The 20104-nt window shown below is 63.8% G+C and carries 18 protein-coding genes and 1 tRNA gene; 12 read left to right on the top strand and 7 right to left on the bottom strand.

Annotated features, from left to right (window positions below; all coding sequences use genetic code 11):
• Positions 1-9: 9 nt before the first annotated feature.
• On the bottom strand, positions 10-519 hold the full coding sequence (locus tag V5B60_RS07780) for an adenylyltransferase/cytidyltransferase family protein (RefSeq protein WP_332346490.1): 510 nt from the start codon (positions 517-519) through the stop codon (positions 10-12).
• A 117-nt stretch (positions 520-636) separates the two neighbouring features.
• On the opposite strand from V5B60_RS07780, the gene V5B60_RS07775 reads away from it, so the two are divergent.
• The gene (locus V5B60_RS07775; RefSeq protein WP_332346489.1) at positions 637-3624 is read left to right on the top strand and encodes an HD domain-containing phosphohydrolase; all 2988 of its coding nucleotides are present in this window, start codon (positions 637-639) and stop codon (positions 3622-3624) included.
• A gap of 686 nt (positions 3625-4310) precedes the next feature.
• On the top strand, positions 4311-4508 hold the full coding sequence (locus tag V5B60_RS07770) for a hypothetical protein (protein WP_332346488.1): 198 nt from the start codon (positions 4311-4313) through the stop codon (positions 4506-4508).
• A gap of 70 nt (positions 4509-4578) precedes the next feature.
• On the opposite strand, the gene V5B60_RS07765 is transcribed toward V5B60_RS07770, so the two are convergent.
• Positions 4579-5478: a LysR family transcriptional regulator gene (locus tag V5B60_RS07765; protein WP_332346487.1), complete on the bottom strand. Its 900-nt coding sequence runs from the start codon at positions 5476-5478 to the stop codon at positions 4579-4581.
• Positions 5479-5594: 116 nt separating this feature from the next.
• Here V5B60_RS07765 and aceB point away from each other — a divergent pair, with 116 nt between their 5' ends.
• The gene (aceB, locus tag V5B60_RS07760; protein WP_332346486.1) at positions 5595-7193 is read left to right on the top strand and encodes a malate synthase A; all 1599 of its coding nucleotides are present in this window, start codon (positions 5595-5597) and stop codon (positions 7191-7193) included.
• Positions 7194-7347: 154 nt separating this feature from the next.
• Here the strand turns inward: aceB and hemH are convergent, their stop codons facing one another.
• Both hemH and hrcA read right to left on the bottom strand, forming a co-directional pair.
• Positions 7348-8451, bottom strand: coding sequence for a ferrochelatase (hemH, locus tag V5B60_RS07755; protein ID WP_332346485.1), 1104 nt, complete (start codon positions 8449-8451; stop codon positions 7348-7350).
• Positions 8451-9479, bottom strand: coding sequence for a heat-inducible transcriptional repressor HrcA (gene hrcA / locus V5B60_RS07750; RefSeq protein ID WP_332346484.1), 1029 nt, complete (start codon positions 9477-9479; stop codon positions 8451-8453). The genes hemH and hrcA overlap by 1 nt, the downstream gene beginning before the upstream one ends.
• Before the next feature lie 76 nt (positions 9480-9555).
• Between hrcA and V5B60_RS07745 the strand changes: the two genes are divergently transcribed.
• Positions 9556-10482, top strand: coding sequence for an NAD kinase (locus V5B60_RS07745; RefSeq protein ID WP_332346483.1), 927 nt, complete (start codon positions 9556-9558; stop codon positions 10480-10482).
• A 23-nt stretch (positions 10483-10505) separates the two neighbouring features.
• Positions 10506-12173: a DNA repair protein RecN gene (gene recN, locus V5B60_RS07740; protein WP_332346482.1), complete on the top strand. Its 1668-nt coding sequence runs from the start codon at positions 10506-10508 to the stop codon at positions 12171-12173.
• Positions 12174-12388: 215 nt separating this feature from the next.
• On the opposite strand, the gene V5B60_RS07735 is transcribed toward recN, so the two are convergent.
• Complete coding sequence (locus tag V5B60_RS07735) at positions 12389-12727, bottom strand: helix-turn-helix domain-containing protein (RefSeq protein WP_332346481.1); 339 nt, start codon at positions 12725-12727, stop codon at positions 12389-12391.
• Between the two features lie 254 nt (positions 12728-12981).
• Between V5B60_RS07735 and V5B60_RS07730 the strand changes: the two genes are divergently transcribed.
• The 3 genes from V5B60_RS07730 (at position 12982) to V5B60_RS07720 (ending at position 14963) form a co-directional block, all read left to right on the top strand.
• Positions 12982-14262 (top strand): aspartate kinase, encoded by a 1281-nt coding sequence (locus V5B60_RS07730; RefSeq protein ID WP_332346480.1) that lies wholly within the window; start codon positions 12982-12984, stop codon positions 14260-14262.
• Positions 14262-14355, top strand: a tRNA-Ser gene (locus V5B60_RS07725). Before V5B60_RS07730 ends, V5B60_RS07725 begins: the two co-directional genes overlap by 1 nt.
• Before the next feature lie 137 nt (positions 14356-14492).
• Positions 14493-14963 (top strand): hypothetical protein, encoded by a 471-nt coding sequence (locus V5B60_RS07720; protein ID WP_332346479.1) that lies wholly within the window; start codon positions 14493-14495, stop codon positions 14961-14963.
• Positions 14964-15026: 63 nt separating this feature from the next.
• Here the strand turns inward: V5B60_RS07720 and V5B60_RS07715 are convergent, their stop codons facing one another.
• Complete coding sequence (locus tag V5B60_RS07715; protein ID WP_332346478.1) at positions 15027-15611, bottom strand: hypothetical protein; 585 nt, start codon at positions 15609-15611, stop codon at positions 15027-15029.
• Positions 15612-15712: 101 nt separating this feature from the next.
• Between V5B60_RS07715 and V5B60_RS07710 the strand changes: the two genes are divergently transcribed.
• The 4 genes from V5B60_RS07710 (at position 15713) to V5B60_RS07695 (ending at position 19861) form a co-directional block, all read left to right on the top strand.
• Positions 15713-16075, top strand: coding sequence for a hypothetical protein (locus V5B60_RS07710; protein ID WP_332346477.1), 363 nt, complete (start codon positions 15713-15715; stop codon positions 16073-16075).
• A gap of 105 nt (positions 16076-16180) precedes the next feature.
• A complete protein-coding gene (locus V5B60_RS07705; protein ID WP_332346476.1) occupies positions 16181-16447 on the top strand; it encodes a hypothetical protein in 267 nt (88 codons plus the stop codon).
• Positions 16448-16897: 450 nt separating this feature from the next.
• Complete coding sequence (locus V5B60_RS07700) at positions 16898-17140, top strand: hypothetical protein (RefSeq protein WP_332346475.1); 243 nt, start codon at positions 16898-16900, stop codon at positions 17138-17140.
• A 69-nt stretch (positions 17141-17209) separates the two neighbouring features.
• A complete protein-coding gene (locus V5B60_RS07695) occupies positions 17210-19861 on the top strand; it encodes a hypothetical protein (RefSeq protein WP_332346474.1) in 2652 nt (883 codons plus the stop codon).
• On the opposite strand, the gene V5B60_RS07690 is transcribed toward V5B60_RS07695, so the two are convergent.
• Positions 19858-20103, bottom strand: a complete 246-nt coding sequence (locus V5B60_RS07690) for a hypothetical protein (RefSeq protein ID WP_332346473.1) — start codon at positions 20101-20103, stop codon at positions 19858-19860. The two genes, V5B60_RS07695 and V5B60_RS07690, sit on opposite strands and share 4 nt — an antisense overlap.
• Position 20104: the final 1 nt, after the last annotated feature.

Genomic DNA, 20104 nt, shown 5'->3' with positions numbered 1-20104 from the left:
GCCAGCGGGTCAGAGGCGCCTGATCTTCTCCAGCAGGCCGCTGGTCGACGTCTGGTGGATGAAGGGCACGGAAAGGACGCGGCCACCCCAGCCGGTGACCTCGCTGTTGCCGACGATCCGCTCGACCGGCCAGTCACCGCCCTTGACGAGGATGTCCGGCCGACATTCGAGTATCCGTTGCAGCGGCGTATCCTCGTCGAACCAGGTCACCAGGCTCACCGCCTGCAGCGCGGCGATGATCGCCAGGCGGTCAGCGAGGCTGTTCACCGGTCGCCCCTCGCCCTTGCCGAGTCGCCTGACCGACGCATCGGCGTTGAGCGCGACGACCAGCGCCGCGCCCAGGGACCGCGCTTCGGCGAGCAGGGTGACGTGGCCCCGGTGGAGGACATCGAAACAGCCGTTGGTGAATACCAGCGGCCGCGGCAGGCTGGCGACACCCTCCGCGAGCTGCTGCGGCGTGACGATCTTGCGCTCGAAATCCGGCTGCCTTTTCGCGCTGGCGCTGGTTGCCTCGGACATGCTTTGCTCCTGAAAGGCGGGTATCGTACAGGCTTTGGACACAGCAGCGAAGTTTCGCCGGACGCAGCGCAGGACCGGGAAGCCGCGGAGAGGTCCGGGCACGGCAGACCCGACGTCGTGCACAGTGTCTTGCCGGTGATCCGGCTTCGTTATCGTTACCAGCCCATCGACATGCGCCGCCCTTATCCGCTACACATCCACATCTCGACGTTGTTTCTGGCGTTGATCGTCGGCGTCTGCGCCGTTCTGGCAGGGATTGGCTACCGCTTGAGCAGTTCGCTCCTGCAAAGCTCGGCGGCTGGCCTGACATCGCGCATCAGCCAGGAGACCCTGCTCGAGATGCGGCTGCTCATCGACCCGGCCCAGATGGCGACCCGCCTGTTGAGCCAGCAGAGCGTGAGCAGCGCCGGATCGCTCGCACAGCGGCTGCAGAGCCTGCAGTTCCTGCGCATCGCCCTCGACAGTTCGCCGGCGCTGTCCTCGCTCTACGTCGGTTACGACAATGGTGATTTCTTCCTGCTCGGACGCATCGGCCACGGCAGTGCCGGTGAGCGAGCGCGCGCGCCGAGCGCCGCACGCTATGTCGTGCAAAGCATCGAGCGGACGACGCCGGTGGCGCGTGGCGTGTTCATGTACTTCGACGACGAGCTGCGACTGCTGCGACGGGACGACCGTCCCGATTACGCCGCCACCTACGACCCGCGCCAGCGGCCCTGGTTCACGCAGGCGAGGCATGAGGCCAGACTCGTCGAGACTCCCCCTTACCTCTTCTTCTCGAGCCAGCGGGTCGGCACCACTCTGGCGCACATCGCCGATGGCGGGCGTGCCGTCGTTGCGGCGGACATCCTGCTGCACACCCTGGGCGAGGCTCTGGCGCGACAGAAGGTGACGCCCGCGACCGCCATCGCGATGGTCAACGGTGAGGGTCGCGTGCTTGCCTACGAGGAAGCACGGCGCATGGTACTCACGCCCGCCGCCGATGGTGAGCACGCTTCCCTGGCGCGGCTCGACGAGCTCGGGGTGCCGGCACTGGTCCCGGTGCTCGATACGGTGCGCAACATGCAGGGCCGGCAGACGGCCATGCTCGCCGTCAGCACAGCCGGGCAGGAATGGCGAGCGTCGGTCGACCGGCTGCTGCTCGAGAGCCCGGTGGAACTGTACATCGTGACCGCCATCCCCGAGGAGGAACTGCTGGCCGGCGCGCTTCGCCTGGTGCGGCACTCGGCGTTGGCGACGCTGCTCGTCCTCCTGCTGACGGTGCCGTTGACCTGGGCTCTGGCGCAGGCGGTGTCGCGCTCGTTGGGTAGCTTGGCGGGTGAAGCGGAGGCGATACGGCACTTCGAGTTCGTACGGCCGATCGTCCTGGATTCCTCGATCAAGGAAGTGAGCGAGCTGGCACAGACGATGGACGGCATGAAGCGAACGATCCGTCGTTTCGTCGACATCAGCCAGGCGGTCGCCGCCGAGCAGGACTTCGATCGACTCCTGCCGCACCTCCTGGCGGATACCATGAAAACTGCCGGAGCCGGTGCCGGCATCCTCTATCTTGCCGGAGATGACAAGTTGCAGCCGGCAGCCGCACTGCAGCACGCCGGGCAGGTGGGCGCCGCCGGGCTGGCAACCGTCGGCATCGGCTGCAGTGGCCCCTTGCTCGGCACCGCGTTGGCCGCACGGGCGGCGCGCAGCGACAGGCTGCGGGCAGAGGATCACGTTGCCCTTGGCCTCACCGGAACGGAGTGGCTGCAGTTCCGATACGGCATTGCCGTACCACTGCTCAACCGAAACGCCGAACTGGTTGGTGCAATCATGCTGTTCGTTGACGGCGAAACGGATGCCGATCGCCTGAGCTTCGTCAAGGCCCTTTCGGCATCGGCCGCGGTATCGCTCGAGAGCAAGGCGCTGATCAAGGCGCAGAAGGATCTCTTCGCTGCCTTCATCCAACTCATCGCCGCCGCGATCGACGCCAAGAGTCCCTACACGGGGGGGCATTGCGCGCGGGTTCCGGAACTGACCCAAATGCTCGCCGATGCAGCGTGTGCTGCGAACAGCGGACCCTATCGGGACTTCGATCTCAGCCAGGATGACCGGGAGGCATTGCACGTTGCCGCGTGGCTGCATGATTGCGGCAAGGTGACCACTCCGGAGTACGTGGTCGACAAGGCAACCAAACTGGAGAGCATTCACGACCGCATCCATGAAGTGCGGATGCGCTTCGAGGTCCTCAAGCGCGACGCGGAGATCGACTGCCTGCGGGCCGTTGCCGGCGGCGAGGACGCTGCGGTCGCGGAGAGCCGGCTGCGCGCCGCGTGGCAGCAACTGGACGACGACTTCGCCTTCGTCGCCCGCTGCAACGAGGGCGGCGAGTCCATGGCAGAGCACGATGTCGAGCGGCTGCGGACGATCGCCGCCAGAAGCTGGCTGCGCACGCTCGATGACCGGATCGGTATCGCCCGTGAAGAACGGCTGCGCAAGGAGTCGGGCGAGGCCGCTGCACTGCCGGTTGCCGAACCGCTGCTGGCGGACAAGCCGGAGCACCTCGTGCCGCGACGACAGCAGGACCGGTTCCCCGAGAACAACCGCTGGGGGTTCCGGATGAGGGTCCCCGAACTCCTCTACAACCGCGGCGAAATCTACAACCTGTCGGTTGGCCGCGGAACACTGACGGACGAGGAGCGCTACAAGATCAATGAGCACATCATCCAGACACTGATGATGCTCTCGCAACTGCCGTTTCCGAAGCACCTGCGTCAAGTGCCGGAGATTGCCGGCGGCCATCACGAGAAGATGGACGGCAGCGGTTACCCACGGCAACTGCGACGCGACGAGATGAGCCCACTGGCGCGGATGATGGCCATTGCCGACATCTTCGAGGCATTGACGGCGATCGACCGGCCGTACAAGACGGGCAAGACACTCTCGGCGGCGCTGGCCATCATGGTTCGCATGCAGCAGGAACAGCATATCGACGGCGAACTGTTCGCCCTTTTCCTGCGCGCCGGCGTCCATCTCGAGTACGCCCGCGAGCACATGCAGCCGGAGCAGATCGACAGCGTGGACGTCGACGCGCTGCTGGCACGCCTGGAGCCACCGCCAGCCACGTTCTGACCGGGGATGTCGGCGATACTGCCCTGCAGACACCCGCCGACGGCGCGTCAGTAGCGACCGGCAGGGGCATGCGGCGCCGCCGGCAGACCCGACCGCGCCGCAGCAGGTCAACCGCGCCCTGGCCGACTTGCCGCCAGAAACCACCAGGCACCAGGCTCTGATCCGGCAGGTGCCAGTCGGCCACACGTCATCGACCGTCAGGCGGGTCATCGACCGAGGGGCGAGCGCTCGGGTCGCGGCCTGCATCCCGACGACTGTCAGGATTCTTTACATCTAGCCAGTGGCCAACGACGCGCACCGCGATCCCGTTGAGCCAACGCACTGAAGAATAAGCTAAATTGATTTAATGGCATAGAGCTTGCTTATTCCATCTCGCGGCAACGTGCGCCGCAGCGGCGCGCGACGGTCGGCGACGGAGCACCCAGTGTTGCGGTATGCCATTGCCGGACGCCAGCCCTCCGCTACTGCGCCAAGCGCCAGACATGGATCAAATGCCCACCGCTGAACGGTTTTCAGCTGCGGATGGAGGTTCGTGGCGGCAGCAACTGGGTCCGACGCCGTCCCGCCACGGGCCTCAAGCGCCCTCGCCGAGAGCAGGAATGAAGTTGAACGCAACGCGAAATTCATTAGTGATACTGATAATGGAATGCCTTTCTGATCTCGTAATGGAATCCTCGACCGGTCCAGTGAAAACCAAGATTTGTGTCAAGTGCAAGCAAGAGAAGCCCGTGCTTGACTTCCACAAGAATGCGCGTAGTTCGGACGGTTTGCATTCCTATTGCAAGGAGTGCAACAAGGCGCAGGCCTTGGCGCACATTCGTGCCGAAAAAGCCAGGAAAGCCCTCCTGCGCGCCGCCAAGAAAGCCGCCGAGAACAGCCAGTGATCGCCGCGGCAGCGACCGGTCCGACGGCGACGGTACGCCGGCGGCGCGTCGTCGTCCCGCTCTGGCTCTTTCAGGTTTCCCAGTACCGCGGGTCGCCGAAAGTCCTCTTGGCATGGTCGATGAACAGACGGACCCGCAACGGGAGGTGCCGCCACTGGGGAAAAACGGCATGGATGCCGACGGCTGGCGCGGCATAGTCGTCCAGAACGGAAACCAGATCCCCCCGCCGCAGGTCGTCTCCCACCTCCCACAACGAGCGCCACGCCAACCCCTTGCCGGCCAGTGCCCATTCGTGCAGCACAGCGCCATCATTGCACTCGAAGTTCCCCGCGACCTTGTGGTTCACGACCTCACCAGCAGGCGTCTCGCGCAGGGCCCAGCCCCGCTGTTGCCCGAGAGAAAGGCAGTTGTGTCGCGCCAGATCGGCGGGAGTCGCCGGAATTCCGTGGCTTGCCAGGTACGACGGGCTACCGACGACCAGACGCCTCATCTCGCCAAGCTTGCTCACCGCCAGACGCGAATCGGCCAGCTCGCCGATGCGCACGGCACAGTCGACGCCCTCGTTCACGAGGTCGACGAGCCGATCGGTGAGATCAAGGCGAACGCTGACCTCCGGGTTCGACCGCATGAACGCCGCCACCTGCGGAGCCACGTGGCGCCGCCCGAAGCCGGCGGGTGCCGACACCCGCAAGTGGCCACTGGCCTGAACGCCACCGAGTGAAACCGCCGCCTCGGCATTCGCCAAGTCGTTGAGGATCCGTTGGCAGTCTTCGAGAAAAGCCTGCCCTTCGAAGGTCAGCGACAGCTTGCGCGTCGTGCGCAGCAGCAGCTTGACGCCAAGGCGGGCCTCGAGGGCATCGAGGCGCCGCCCGATCACCGCCGGCGTGACCGCCTCGAGTCGGGCGGCAGCTGACAAACTGCCACGTGTCGCCGCGTTGACGAAGGCCTCGATCTGCTTGAGATGGTCCATCGTGCAATTCATTACCCAGAGTAAAAGATACTTTGATTCCAGTCGATCTTATCTTTGTCCTGCGCATCGAATAGAATTCTTGCACTGCATCATAACTCATCGACAGGAGCCACCCAATGAGCCTCGATCTGCCCGCCGGAATGCAAGTAAACGCCCCGATCAGACCCGGATACGAAAACATTCTCACGCGCGATGCGCTGGCGCTGGTCGCCAAGCTGCATCGGACCTTCGAAGGCCGCCGGCAAGAGTTGCTGCAAGCGCGGCGGGATCGCCAGGCGCGGATCGACGCGGGCGAAATGCCGGACTTTCTGCCGGAAACGCGGCACATCCGCGAGGGCGAGTGGAAGATCGCGCCACTGCCGGCAGCACTCGCGTGTCGTCGAACCGAGATTACCGGCCCGGTCGAAGCGAAAATGATCATCAACGCCTACAATTCCGGCGCCGATTCGTACATGACCGACTTCGAGGATTCCAACAGTCCGAACTGGGACAATCAGGTACAGGGCCAGCTCAACCTGTTCCGGGCGATCCGTCGGCAACTCTCATTCACCAACGAGGCCGGCAAGGAGTACGCACTCAACGAGAAGGTCGCCACCCTGCAGATCCGCCCGCGCGGCTGGCATCTCGACGAGAAGCACGTCACCGTCGATGGGCAGCGGGTTTCCGGCGGCATCTTCGACTTTGGCCTGGTTTTCTTCCACAATGCCCGCGAGCAGGTCGCGCGTGGCGCCGGCCCGTTCTACTACCTGCCGAAGATGGAATCGCACCTCGAGGCCCGTCTGTGGAACGACATCTTCATCATGGCCCAGGAGCATATCGGTCTGCCCAGGGGTACGATCAAGGCAACCGTCCTCGTCGAGACGATTCTTGCAACCTTCGAAATGGAGGAGATCCTCTACGAACTGCGCGAGCACTCGGCGGGCCTCAATGCCGGCCGCTGGGACTACATCTTTTCGTGCATCAAGAAGTTCAAGAAGAACCCCGACTTCTGCCTCGCCAACCGCGGCGCCATCACGATGGAAGTGCCGTTCATGCGCAGCTACGCACTGCAACTGGTCAAGATCTGCCACAAGCGCGGAGCACCGGCGATGGGCGGAATGAGCGCACTGATTCCGATCAAGAATGATCCGGTAGCGAATGAGAAAGCGCTCGCCGGCATCCGGCACGACAAGGCGCGCGACGCCAACGACGGCTTCGACGGCGGCTGGGTGGCGCACCCCGGCTTGGTCGCGATCGCCGCCGAAGAGTTCCAGAAGGTTCTCGGTGACCGCCCGAACCAATGGGAGAAGCAGCGCGACGAGAACTTCACGGCTGCCGACTTCCTCAACTTCCAGCCGTCGCAGCCAATCACCGAGGCGGGCGTGCGCAACAACATCAACGTCGGTATCCACTACCTGGGCAGTTGGCTGGCGGGCAACGGCTGCGTGCCGATCCACAACCTGATGGAAGACGCCGCCACCGCCGAGATCTCCCGTTCGCAGGTGTGGCAATGGGTGGTTTCGCCGAAGGGAGTCCTCGACGACGGACGCAAGGTGACCGCCGACATGGTGCGCGGCATGATCGCCGAGGAGCTGGCCAGGGTGAAGGCTACCGTCAGCGCCCAGGGAGAGGAAACGGCGACCTACGACCAGGCGGCAGTGATTTTCGACAGGATGTCTCTGACGCCGGACTACCCGGAGTTCCTCACTTTGCCGCTGTACGAAGCAATGGACTGAGCCCTGCCCGGCGGGAGCGGAAGAGCGCTCGGCTAGCGCTCCCGCCCCACCCGACGACGGCCCTCAGGGAAAGCAAAGGCGGGATCGCAAACGCCGCCCTTGTCGCCGCCGGGACCGCCGCTTCCCGGCGCCTGCTTGACCGCCTCGGCAAGCTTCAGGAGCGGGCGCCGAGGGCGCGAGCGCGCAGGGCGCTCAGCTCAAGGGCGGCTGCATCGGGGGCTTCGCGCGTCGGCCAACCCTGGAGATGGTTGGCAGCCAGTTGGGCCAGCGCGTGGATCCAGTCGTCCCGCTCGTTCAGGCAGGGGATGTAGTGGTACTCTCTGCCGCCGGCATGCAGGAACTCGCTCCTGCCCTCGATGGCCACTTCCTCGAGCGTCTCGAGGCAGTCCGCCGTGAACCCGGGACAGATCACATCGACCCTGTGTACGCCCTCGTTGGCCAGCGCACGCAGGCTCGCCACGGTGTAGGGCTGCAGCCATTCGCTGCGACCAAAGCGGGACTGAAAGCAGGCCAGATGCGCCTCCTTGCCGAGACCAAGCGCTTCGGCGAGGAGGCGTGCGGTCTTCTGGCACTCACAATGGTAGGGATCGCCGCGGTCGAGGGTGTAGCGGGGCAGCCCATGAAAGCTCATCAACAGACGATAGGAGGCAGCCGGCCGACCGTGGCTTGCCCAGTGCTCGCGGACGCTGGCAGCCAGCGCGGCGATGTAGCCCGGGTGGTCGGCGAAACTCCGGATGCTGCGTATTTCCGGCTGGTTGCGCACACCGCGCAGCCAGGCAGCAACGGCGTCGAACGCGCTCGCAGTCGTGCTGGCAGCGTACTGCGGATAGAGCGGCAACAAGAGGATGCGTGTGCAGCCCTCGGCTTTGAGCCGTGACAGTGTCGCCGGAATCGACGGCTGGCCATAGCGCATGGCGTACTCGACCGCGACGCGGTGTCCGGCCTGGCCGAGAAAGCCGCGCAGCAGTGTCGCCTGGCGTGCCAGATGAACCTGCAGCGGCGACCCGTCCGCCGTCCACACGGCAGCGTACTTCTTCGCAGAGCGTCCTGGGCGGGTATTGAGGACGATGCCATTGAGAATCAGCCACCACAACGGCCGCGGGATCTCGACGACCCGTGGGTCGGCCAGGAACTCGCCGAGGTAGCGCCGTACGGCGACCTTCGTCGGTGCTTCCGGAGTCCCGAGGTTGATCAGCAGGATGGCGGTCAGCGGCGGCGAGCCGTGACGATACGCCGGTTCAGCGAGATAGCGCGACATCAGGAGTTGGCCTGGTAGCTGAGCGCCGACGAGAGCAGCTTGGCGGTGATGTCCACGATCGGGATCACCCGCTCGTAGGCCATTCGCGTCGGGCCGATGACGCCCACCGAGCCGACCACCTCGCCATCGACCTCATAGGGTGCCGTGACGACGCTGCATTCGTCGAGCGGAGCCAGACCGGACTCCCCGCCGATGAAGATCTGCACGCCGTCGGCTCGCTGCGTCAGGTCGAGCAGTTGCATCAGCGCAGTCTGCTGTTCGAAGAGGTCAAACAGCTCGCGCAGTCGCTGCATGTTCGACGAGAACTCCTCGACTCCAAGCAGGTTGCGTTCACCGGAAATCACATAGCGCTCGCCCGGGCCTCGGATCACCTCGTCACCGGCCGTCAGCGCAGCGGCCATCAGCGCCTGCAGGTCGCCGCGCAGTTCCCTCAGTTCGTCTCGGACACGCGCATGCATGTGCTCGAAATCGTGTCCGACGAAATGCTGATTCAGGTAGTTGGTGGCGGTGACCAGTTCCGAAGGGGTGTACCCACGGTTGGTAAACAGCAAGCGATTCTGCACGTCGCCGTCGGCCGTCACCAGGATCAGCAGCACGCGCCGCTCGGACAGGCTGACGAACTCCATCTGACGAACCCGCAGCGTTGGCCGGCGCGGTGCCATGACAATGCCGGCGAAACGGGTCAATCCGGAGAGCAGGTGTGACGCATTGCTGATCAGTTGCCGCGGCTGCGTCGGCAGCAACTGGCCCTCGATGGCCTGCAGCTTGTCCGGTTCCAGCGGCTTGACGGTCAGCAGGCTGTCGACGAAGAAGCGATAGCCGCGCGCCGTCGGAACACGGCCAGCGGACGTATGCGGACTGGCGATCAGGCCGATGTCCTCGAGGTCGGCCATCACGTTGCGCACCGTCGCAGCCGACAGCTCAAGGCCGGAACAGCGCGACAGCGCGCGCGAGCCGACCGGCTGACCTTCGGCAATGTAACGTTCGATCAGGGTCTTGAGGAGTGTTCGTGCGCGATCGTCGAGCATGTCCGGGATTCTACAAAAAATGCCGCAACCGCGCTGTGCCGCGGTTGCCAGTCGAATTGTGGTTTAATTCGGACCCATGACCAATGCCTTTCAGCAAGCTTCGGCCGACTGCGCTCCGCCACCGCGAACGATCGCGTTGGTGGGAAAGTACCACAGTCCGGAGATTGCCGAATCGATCCGCTTGCTGGCACGCTACCTGCACGAGCGTGGCATTACCGTCCTGATCGAAGAGGAAACGGCCGGCAACGTCGTCTCGCACCTGGCGCTCGGAAGCTGGGCGAGCGGCAACTTTCCCTGGCTCGGCGCCCACTCCGACCTGGCGATCGTCGTTGGCGGCGATGGCACCATGCTCAATGCGGCACGACAACTCGCGCGCTATCGCGTGCCGCTGGTCGGCGTGAACCAGGGCCGCCTGGGGTTCATGACCGATATTGCCCGCACCGAGATGCTGGCGTGCATGGACGACCTGCTGGATGGCAGTTTCACCCCCGAGACGCGCATGCTGCTCGATGCCGAGGTCAGCCGCGAAGGCCGCAGCATCGTCTGCAACCTGGCGCTGAACGACGTCGTCGTCGACAAGGGAGCCATCGGCCGGATGATCGAGTTCGAGTTGTTCATCAACGGCGAGTTCATCTATCACCTGCGCTCGGATGGCCTGATCGTCGCCACTTCGACCGGGTCCACGGCCTATGCCCTGTCGGCCAATGGCCCAATCCTGCACCCTGGGGTTTCGGCCATTGCACTGGTGCCTCTTTGCCCGCACGCACTGACGAACCGGCCGATCCTGGTCGGTGACCGCGCCGAGATCGAAATCCGTATCGTCCACGCGACCGACTCGCGCGCCCACTTCGACGGCCAGGTGACCGCCGACCTGAAGAACGCTGACACCGTCCGCATACGACGCTCCGAGTACTCGATCACCTTGCTGCACCCACCGGCCTACAGCTATTTCGCGATGCTCCGCCAGAAGCTGCACTGGAGCGAACGGCCGAAGGAACACTAGCGCGGCCGCCGGACGGGAATGCCATGCTCTGTCGCCTGACGATCCGTGATTTCGTCCTCGTCGACCGCCTGGAACTCGATTTGCAGGCGGGCTTCGGAACACTCACCGGCGAAACCGGTGCCGGCAAGTCGATTCTCGTCGACGCACTCGCCTTTGCCCTCGGCGAGCGCGCCGACGGCGGATTGATCCGCAGCGGCTGCGAGCGCGCTGAAGTCACCGCCGAGTTCGACCTCGCCGGCGCGCCCGATGCCGCGGCCTGGCTGCTGGCGCATGATCTCGACACGCAGGCAGGCCTGCTGCTGCGACGGGTGGTCGACCGCAGCGGTCGTTCGCGCGCCTACCTGAATGGCTCGCCGGCGACGGTACAGCAGTTGCGCGAGGTGGCTGAGTCGCTGGTAGACATCCATGGCCAGCACGCCCATCAATCGCTCCTGCGCAGCGACGCGCAACGTGCCTTGCTCGACGGGCATGGGCGGCTCGAATCGCTGCAGGTGGAGGTGTCCGCCGCCTGGCGCAGCTGGCAGAAGGCACGGGCTGCCTTGGCGGCAGCCAGCGATGGAGCCGAGGCGCTGGCACGCGAAACCGAACAGCTCGAGTGGCAGGTGCGTGAGCTGCAGACACTCGCCTTTTGCCGCGACGAATGGGCGCTTCTGAACCAAGAACACAAGCGCCTGGCACATGCGGCCAGCCTCGTCGACGGCGTCCAGTTTGCCTTGCAGGAGCTGGCTGCGGGCGATGCCGCCTGCGACGCGCGCCTGGCGGCGGTGAGCCATCGACTCGGCGACCTCTCAGACTATGACCAGGCGATCGCGGAAGTGGCCGCTCTCGTGGAATCGGCACAAGCCGAACTGGGGGAAGCGGTTTCGGCTCTTCGTCGCTATGGTGACCGGATCGATCTGGACCCACGGCGCTTGAGCGAGGTCGAGCGGCGGCTCGATGCCGTTCTCTCTTGCGCGCGGAAGTTCCGCTGCGCGCCCGAGGACTTGCCCGATCTGCTGCAGCGCTGGCTGGAAAGGCTGAGGGTGCTCGGGCAGACTGCCGACATCGGCGCGCTCGCCGCACGCACGGCCGCCAGCAAGGCCGCCTACGAAGCGCTTGCCGGACGGCTTTCCGCCGGTCGGCAAGCGGCAGCAAGACAACTCGGCAGTGAAGTGAGCCAGGTGATGCAGCAGCTCGCGCTCGGTGGCGGACGCTTCGAGGTGGCTCTGCTGGCGGTCGATGGAGGCGGTGCGAATGGCATGGAACAGGTCGAGTTTCGCATCGCCGGCTTGGCTGGCAGCGAAGCGCGCGCACTGGCCAGGGTCGCTTCCGGCGGTGAGATTTCGCGTATCAGTCTCGCAATCCAGGTCGTCACCAGCCAGGCCGCCGCAGTACCGACCCTCATCTTCGACGAAGTCGACGTCGGCATCGGCGGCAGCGTTGCCGAGGTGGTCGGGCGCCTGCTGCGCGAGCTGGGCAATCAGCGACAGGTTCTGTGTGTGACCCATCTGCCACAGGTGGCAGCGCGTGCCCACTGGCAATGGCAGGTCAGCAAGGAGCTGGCAGGGGAACAGTTGCGCAGCCGGGTCGTCTACCTCGATGATGAGGCGAGGGTCGAGGAGATCGCCCGCATGCTTGGCGGAATCGACATTACGGCGGTCACTCGCCAGCATGCACGCGAGATGCTGGCCACGAGCGCGCCAGAAGGCTAGCCCTCGGCGCAACCACGACGCAGAGGCGTCTTTCGCGGACTGACGCCGCCCCGCGGTAGCGCCCAACGCATGCCCATCCGGGCAGGGGTGCGCGAGACACTCGGCAGCCTCGTGCACGTTGTGTTGCGGGGTTGCTGTCGGTGCGTCAGGCAACCAAGCTCTTCAGCCGGCAGTGTGGGGAGAGTGGGGACTGCGCCCGCGTGCGATGTTCGCGCCTAGGGAGCAAGCTGGCCGTCTGCAGAGGACTTCGCGGCCGCTTTCTTGAGCTTGTTCTTCGCTGCCTTCCTGAGCGCCTTGAACTGGTCCGGATCCTCGGCCTTGAGGTACTCCGCCACCTCGAAGTCCTCGCGCTTGATGCGCTGGATGTCGATCTGCTCGACATGCACCAGGCGGAGGAGTTCCCGTACCGGCTTCGGCATATTGCGACCGCTCTCGTAGCGCGAACCACCGCTCTGCGTGACGCCGATCTTCGACCAGAACTGTTGCTGATTCATGCCGAGTCTGCGACGAATCTCGCGCGGATCGACCCGTTCAACGACCTTGACGGTGCTCATGACAGTCCTTTCTTGCTATTGGTTGACGCCTCGCAGCAGGCTCCCCTCGTCGCTGCCGTCACGACATACCATATGGATGGAATGTCACACGCCACACTATAAGGATTTCATCCGCAATTGCAAGCGGGATCGAAGGCATCGATGCAGCAGATCCGGGACCTGCCTCTTGCCGGTCTCGGCGCCGAGCTTTTTGCTGTCAAGCGCGGCGTTGTCTTAGAATGGCGGGCTTTTGGCACTGCTCAACGGGATCTTCCATGGCATTGATCGTACAGAAGTTCGGTGGCACGTCGGTCGGTTCGACGGAGCGCATCAGGAATGTCGCGCGGCGTGTCGCACGCTGGCGCGCGCAGGGGCACGACATCGTTCTGGTTCCGTCGGCGATGGCTGGGGAGACCAATCGCCTCTTGGCTCTGGCGAAAGAGATTTCTCCCTCGCCAGACCCGCGCGAACTCGACGTCATCGCTTCCACCGGCGAACAAGTGACGATCGCCCTGTTGGCCATGGCGATGCACGGGGAAGGAGTCAAGGCGAAGAGTTTTACCGGTCCGCAGGTCGGCGTCCTGACCGACAGCACCTTTACCAAGGCGCGCATCCTGAAGATCGATCAAGGCCGGATCCGCAAGGCCCTCGCCGACGGACACGTGGTGGTGGTCGCCGGTTTTCAGGGTGCCGACGAGGAAGGTAATATCACGACGCTCGGTCGCGGCGGATCGGACACCTCGGCGGTGGCTCTCGCAGCGGCGATGAAAGCCGACGAGTGCCAGATTTATACCGACGTGGACGGTGTGTATACGACCGACCCGCGCGTTGTCCCGGAAGCCCGGAAGTTGGACACGATCACCTTCGAGGAAATGCTCGAAATGGCCAGTCTCGGATCGAAGGTGCTGCAAATCCGCTCGGTGGAGTTTGCCGGCAAGTACAAAGTCAAATTGCGTGTCCTTTCGAGCTTCGAAGATGAGGGCGCAGGAACACTGATCACTGTTGAGGAAAAAGGCCAAATGGAACAACCGATCATCTCCGGCATCGCTTTCAACCGCGACGAAGCCAAACTGACCGTACTGGGCGTCCCGGATCGCCCGGGGATTGCCTACCAGATCCTTGGGCCGATCGCCGACGCCAACATCGACGTCGACATGATCATCCAGAACATCGGCCGCGACGGCACCACCGATTTCTCGTTCACCGTCAATCGCAACGACTTCAGCAGGTCGCTCCAAATCCTCGACGGCGTCAAGGAGAAAATCGGGGCACGCGACGTCAGCGGCGACGCGACGACCTGCAAGGTTTCAGCAGTCGGAGTCGGCATGCGCTCGCATCCTGGCGTCGCCAGCAGGATGTTCGCTGCGCTGGCGAAGGAAAACATCAACCTGCAGATGATTTCGACTTCCGAAATCAAGATCTCGGTGGTGATCGAGGAAAAGTACCTGGAACTTGCCGTGCGCGTACTGCACAAGGCCTTCGGTCTCGAGAAGCCCCCGAAGTCGAAGTTGGGTTTGACCGGCCGAGGTGAAACCGATATCATCTCGCCGTCCTAGGAGACGTGGCCGAGAGGTCGAAGGCACTCCCCTGCTAAGGGAGCATGCGGGCATAAACCTGCATCAAGGGTTCGAATCCCTTCGTCTCCGCCAGGGCAATCAATTAAGCCCATGTTTTAGTGGGCTTTTTTTATTCCTATTCACGGTCAACTATCAAACCGACTATCAATCAATCGTCCGGTTGGAAGGCTGCCGGCGTCCCGCCATCGCTGACTTTTTGGACATTAGCTATGAAGTATCGGCGGGCGACCGGGCACCCGCTGGAGCACCCGGAAGTGGTCATCAACCTTTGGGCCTACACGGGAGAAGACGGCACCATCCTGCGCTTGGCCGGAAAGGCCTACGTCATGCAGGGATCGGACGCCGAAAAGCTGGCGCTGCTGCGCCAACTCGCGGCGACCGATTTTCTTTCCGCGCCGTGGCACAAGGTGCCGAGCAATTTCACCATGCAGCACATGGTCTTCGGCGAAATGCAAGACGTAGCACAGGCGTCGATGATCAGAGACCCGTATTGCCACCGGAACCTGTTCGGTCCGCTGATTGAATCACTGGCACAGTCGATTCCCGAGCAAGTGCGCAGCGTGGAGGGCGAGTATCAGCCGTTTCGGCTTGACGTCCCTCAAGAACCGCTCTGTGTCTCGACACTGGTCATGCAAATTGAGGATGGAAGCTTGGTTCCCATGGTGTCTGGCTGGGCGTGAACGAAAAGCTTGTTGCCTCCCTCCAAGGCAACGGCAACGACCTTCTGTTTTTGCGAAACAGATTCAGCGCCACTCATCCGCCTCATCGCACACACCGCGCTGTCGCCTCTTCATTGACTCCAGCCATTTGGTTAGACCTGCCAGGGATGCCTCGGCATGCGCGTCGTGGGCCGCGGTCAGACGCCGGAAGGTTTGCCGGTGCATCCCCTTGGGCTTCCCGCCTGCGGGGTTCGCAATCCCCGCAGGCCACCCCAGTCTCCTCCGGATCTTCTCCGCCTGCCGCCACGCACGATCGTCCTCGGCTTCCCGCTGGCTTGCATAGGCCAGACGGTAGCAGTGCCGACAGGCGGGGATAGTACCGCCGTAGAGAATCGCCACGCGCCGCCCGCATCCTCTCGCCGGGCAGCGAAACCAAGCCCGCCGGCCGCCAAGGTTGTAGGGCGTCCAGTCCAGATGGACAGCGTACGCCATTGCTTGCCACTCGCCGCCGTTGTTCCGGCTTTGGTAGCTGAGCATCACGCAGTCGGTTTCACAGCCAATCTGGATCGACGCCACATCTTCACCGTTGCGTGCCCATTGCCAACCGGAGGCCCGCCCCGGTGTCAGCAGGCCGTCGCGTTGCAGCCGCCGAATATCCAGCGTCCGCATGTCGCTTGTGGTGTCCTTTCCGCCTTGCCCGCGTCCGCTACCGAAGCCACCCACGATTTCTTTCCCTGAGATTCGCCGAAATCATTCGGCAAGTCTGCGGTATGGCTTTCGCTACACCTGCTGAAACCCTTGCCACGCCTAGCCTTGCGCCTCTTTTCACGGTGCTGCTGTTTCAGCTGGCCGCCGGCACCGGGAGCTACCTCCACGACACCAACCCGTCCTATAGGGTGTCGCTGTCCGATGGCGCCAAGGCGCTCGATGTCGCGACGACGATGGGGGTGGTGTTCCGCCAGGACGGCATGCTGCCGATCAGCGCCAAGGCGGCGCCCTGGACGGTTGAGGGGTGGCAGCTTACCGTCAAGCTTCCGAAAGGGGCGGACGCGCAGTACGTCGACCAAGTCTACCAACTGCTTTCAACGAGGACGCGGAAAAGCGGTTCTCACACGCGCAGTCCCGGGGTATAGTCAAAAAAGCCCTGGGTCGGTTGTCGGCATGGACCGGCGAAGCCCGCTTGCGAGGTTTCACGTTCGACGGAGACGCCGTCGAGAACAACTGGAAGGAGAATCCAAATGGCGAGAATTATCGATCGCGGGTGGGCGAAGCCCGACGACCCGATCTACAAGAGTGGGCCGATGGTGTCCTTTCGCCAGCCATCGCCCGCATCAACGAGCGCTACGCCCGAGACTACGGCTGGGGCGTCGCAAGGCTCAGCACTGGGCGAGGAGCTTCCGGACCCGATGCAGCCGGCGATCGACACGATCGAAGAGATGCTCAAGCGGGACTTCGGCGACCGGTACAACCCGAAAGACAACTCGAAAGACAACCCGAAAGCGTAAGCGCCGAGAGGGTTCATTACTCCCGGGCGCAGCGCTCGCGCCTGGATTCCTCGTACTTCGGCACCGGGGATGGACCGGCTGAAGGCCGGGAGTGTCCTTGGCATCGACTTCCGCAGCACCCTCTTCGGACCGAGCGCTTGGCAGGGGGTTGTGGCGGCTTGGGCGCAAACCATCCTGCCCAAGAACAGCATCGTGGCGGACAACGAGGGCGGGGTCAAAGTTGACCCGGAGTCCCGGGCCCGATTGAGCGCAGCAGCACCCCCACCGGGGTGCGGATGCTCAACTTCACCAGCTTCAACGAGGACGCGGAAAAGCGGTTCTCGCACGCGCAGTTCCGCGGTATAGTCAGGAAAGCCCTGGGTCGGTTGCCGGCTTGGGCGCATGATTGGTATTTGGACAGTTTCACGTTCGACGGTGACGCCGTCGAGAACAACTGGAAGGAGAATCCGAATGGCGAGGGTTATCGATCGCGGGTGGGCGAAGCCCGACGACCCGATCTACAAGAGTGGGCCGATGGTGTCCTTTCGCCAGCCATCGCCCGCATTAACGAGCGCTACGCCCGAGACTACGGCTGGGGCGTCGCAAAGCTCAGCACCGGGCGAGGAGCTTCCGGACCCGATGCAGCCGGCGATCGACGCAATCGAGGAGATGGGGCGGAAGGACTTCGGCGACAGGTACAACCCGAAAGCGTAAGCGCCGAGGGGGTCCATTACTCCCGGGCGCAGCGCTCGCGCCTGGATTCCTCGTACTTCGGCACCGGGGATGGACCGGCTGAAGGCCGGGAGTGTCCTTGGCATCGACTTCCGCAGCACCCTCTTCGGACCGAGCGCTTGGCAGGGGGTTGTGGCGGCTTGGGCGCAAACCATCCTGCCCAAGATCAGCATCGTGGCGGACAACGAGGGCGGGGTCAAAGTTGACCCGGAGTCCCGGGCCCGATTGAGCGCAGCAGCACCCCCACCGGGGGTGCGGATGCTCAACTTCACCAGCTTCAACGAGGACGCGGAAAAGCGGTTCTCGCCCGCGCAGTTCCGGGGTATAGTCAGAAAAGCCCTGGGTCGGTTGCCGGCCTGGGCGCACGGTTGTTATTTGGACAGTTTCACGTTCGACGGTGACGCCGTCGAAAACAACTGGAAGGAGAATCCGAAAGGTGAAAGTTATCGATCTCGGGTGGGCGAAGCCCGACGACCCGATCTACAAGAGTGGGCCGATGGTGTCCTTTCGCCAGCCATCGCCCGCATCAACGAGCGCTACGCCCGAGACTACGGCTGGGGCGTCGCAAGGCTCAGCACTGGGCGAGGAGCTTCCGGACCCGATGCAGCCGGCGATCGACGCCTGGGAAGAGATGGCCAAGAGGGACTTCGGCGACCGGTACAACCCGAAAGCGTAAGCGCCGAGAGGGTTCATTACTCCCGGGCGCAGCGCTCGCGCCTGGATTCCTCCTACTTCAGCACCGGGATTCGTGGTGCCAAAGTCGAGCGGGTACGGGGGCCCTCCGACCCGCGCATCAAGCAGCGCATCTACTTCTACGTCAATTCCGGGCGGGGCATCAAGCCCGAGGAGGGCGTCGGCAGTCACGCGCACCGAGCCCGGCTCGACAACCTCTACGATTACACCAACGACCCGCTCGATCTGCGGGCAACGAATACCTTCTCCGACTTTGAATCCGCGGTTCTCGACCGGGGCTTCGATGGCTATCTGAACCACGACTACGGAATCGCCGTCCTCCTCGGCGAGCGCAGCGTCCCGGTCGAATACATCGGCCAGGTCGATCGCCCGGACGTTCCCCTAGCGCAGCAAGCGACGCTGTCAAGCTACGGCCAGCAGCGGCACGCCGTTCTCACCTCGAAGGCTCTGCCGGCAGGCGAGCTGACCGGGGCCGAGTGGAAGCGACTCATCCCCGTGCTGCTCCCGCAGATCGGTGTGGGTCACTTGGACGATGCGCGCAAGTACTACCGCGACGAGATCGTCAAGCGCCCGGCGAAGTTCAGCCCCGAGCGCAAGCGGTATGAGTGGCTGTCGCAGTCGTTCAACGACCGCGGGCCGGTCTACCAAGGGCGTGGTTTCACGCTCGAAGCCATCCGTCGCCACTCCGTTGGCGGGGGTGATTTCGAGATCGAGAACGGTCTGCCTTGGGGGCATGCCGCGTTCGTCGAGGATCCGGCCTACCGCTTTGCCATCCTGGACGACAAGCGGCGCTCGCGGGGCTTCCTGGACGCAGAGGTCAACGGTCTCGACGAGATCAGCGCTATCCACGACTTGGCGATCGGGCTGCCCGGTACTGGCTTGGGCACCCGGTTGGTTGAAACCATTCTCGCATCCACCTACGACGGGGTGCGGGTTATCGACGTTCTTCCCCAGAGCGAGAAGTTCTGGGACCGGCTTGGAGCGGGCAGTTATGACATCAACCGAAACACGAAAATCGACTTCGAAGGATCGCCAGCAGCGGCACGCGCTCGCGCTGAAAGAGGCCGCGGAGTACGCGAAGAAAACGGCACCGGTAGTGCCGCCGCCGGCGCGGCCTGGACGATCACTGTCGATGACCTGAGCCTCCGCCGTAGCGCCGCCCGTGCGGCGGCGGAGATTCGCAAATATGCGGACGAGTACGGGGACACCTTCTTCCGCACGCCGCGGACCAGCGCGAAGGACCTCGCGGATATCAACCAAGCCATTCAGCCGTCTGTGCCTCTGCGCGAGATACGCATCGATGCCGGGGCAAAGCCCGGGGATGGTTTTCATTACCCGCGAGCCGACAAGGCCTGGAAGCTTTCTTTCCCGAACAGAGAAACCTCGTACATCTTCCAGAAGAACAGCGCGGTCTGGGTGAACGTCGGCGGTTTGACCCCAGGGAGCAACGGGTCGAAAGTCTACCAAGTGGCCGGTGCGTACGCGCACAACAACGGCCTGAAGTTCATCGGTGATCCGGAGGGTATCACCGAAGCTGGTAGACGTAGACGGCTGGAGAACATGATCTCGCTGGCCCTGAAGTCCGGCACGACGAGGTTCATGGAGCCGCACTCAAGTATGCTCCGGTGGAACGGGCTGCGTTGGTTCCCCAACCAAGAAAACCTCCCCTTCCTGCTGCAGGCTTCGTACGATCTGGTCTCGAAACTGGTTCCCGAAATCGCAGATGTCCACTTCAACTTTGACACCGGAAGATTTGAACGCCCCGACGGAACTGTCGTTGGGCGAAGTGATTTCGCGCGTCTGGCGGGTGAACCCAGAGGCCGCCTTGGGGCTGACTCCTCGGGAGCGCCAGGCAGTGGAACTCTTCGTCAAGCAGCACTATACCGGTCCCTGGTATCTGAAGGTCATGTTGGAAGGGGGCTGGGAGCGGTGCCTGGGCTTGGCTTGGGGAGGGCCGAAGCTCTACGGGCTAGTCTGACCAACGTTAAGCAGTCTCCAGGCGAACCCTAGCCGACGACATTGCCGAGCAGGAAAAGTGGCTTACCGAGCGAGCCCGTGCGGCCGGTTTCTCCAGCATTGACCATCTGATTGCCAACGACTATCCGGCGTTTGAGCAGCTCGCGCAACAGTGGCGGATCGAACACCCGGCAGATGTGCTGTACAGCCTGAAGCGGGTACCACCGGAACATCTGGATCGGGTTGATCCAGCTTCGTTTGGTTGGCACGAGGAGCCGCATGGTTACGTCTACCACG

The sequence above is a fragment of the Accumulibacter sp. genome (genome assembly GCF_036625195.1).
Taxonomy (GTDB): Bacteria; Pseudomonadota; Gammaproteobacteria; order Burkholderiales; family Rhodocyclaceae; genus Accumulibacter.
Note: the sequence above shows the minus strand (reverse complement) of the source record. Positions and strands in the feature narration are given on the sequence as shown.

Excerpts from the sequence above, each read along its gene's own strand:
- V5B60_RS07735 (WP_332346481.1), bottom strand. The coding sequence starts at position 12,727 with ATGAGCACCGTCAAGGTCGTTGAACGGGTCGATCCGCGCGAGATTCGT.
- V5B60_RS07745 (WP_332346483.1), top strand. The coding sequence starts at position 9,556 with ATGACCAATGCCTTTCAGCAAGCTTCGGCCGACTGCGCTCCGCCACCG.
- V5B60_RS07780 (WP_332346490.1), bottom strand. The coding sequence starts at position 519 with ATGTCCGAGGCAACCAGCGCCAGCGCGAAAAGGCAGCCGGATTTCGAG.
- V5B60_RS07765 (WP_332346487.1), bottom strand. The coding sequence starts at position 5,478 with ATGGACCATCTCAAGCAGATCGAGGCCTTCGTCAACGCGGCGACACGT.
- aceB (WP_332346486.1), top strand. The coding sequence starts at position 5,595 with ATGAGCCTCGATCTGCCCGCCGGAATGCAAGTAAACGCCCCGATCAGA.
- V5B60_RS07710 (WP_332346477.1), top strand. The coding sequence starts at position 15,713 with ATGGCTTTCGCTACACCTGCTGAAACCCTTGCCACGCCTAGCCTTGCG.
- V5B60_RS07715 (WP_332346478.1), bottom strand. The coding sequence starts at position 15,611 with ATGCGGACGCTGGATATTCGGCGGCTGCAACGCGACGGCCTGCTGACA.
- hrcA (WP_332346484.1), bottom strand. The coding sequence starts at position 9,479 with ATGCTCGACGATCGCGCACGAACACTCCTCAAGACCCTGATCGAACGT.
- recN (WP_332346482.1), top strand. The coding sequence starts at position 10,506 with ATGCTCTGTCGCCTGACGATCCGTGATTTCGTCCTCGTCGACCGCCTG.
- hemH (WP_332346485.1), bottom strand. The coding sequence starts at position 8,451 with ATGTCGCGCTATCTCGCTGAACCGGCGTATCGTCACGGCTCGCCGCCG.
- V5B60_RS07695 (WP_332346474.1), top strand. The coding sequence starts at position 17,210 with ATGGACCGGCTGAAGGCCGGGAGTGTCCTTGGCATCGACTTCCGCAGC.
- V5B60_RS07700 (WP_332346475.1), top strand. The coding sequence starts at position 16,898 with ATGGCGAGGGTTATCGATCGCGGGTGGGCGAAGCCCGACGACCCGATC.
- V5B60_RS07720 (WP_332346479.1), top strand. The coding sequence starts at position 14,493 with ATGAAGTATCGGCGGGCGACCGGGCACCCGCTGGAGCACCCGGAAGTG.
- V5B60_RS07705 (WP_332346476.1), top strand. The coding sequence starts at position 16,181 with ATGGCGAGAATTATCGATCGCGGGTGGGCGAAGCCCGACGACCCGATC.
- V5B60_RS07730 (WP_332346480.1), top strand. The coding sequence starts at position 12,982 with ATGGCATTGATCGTACAGAAGTTCGGTGGCACGTCGGTCGGTTCGACG.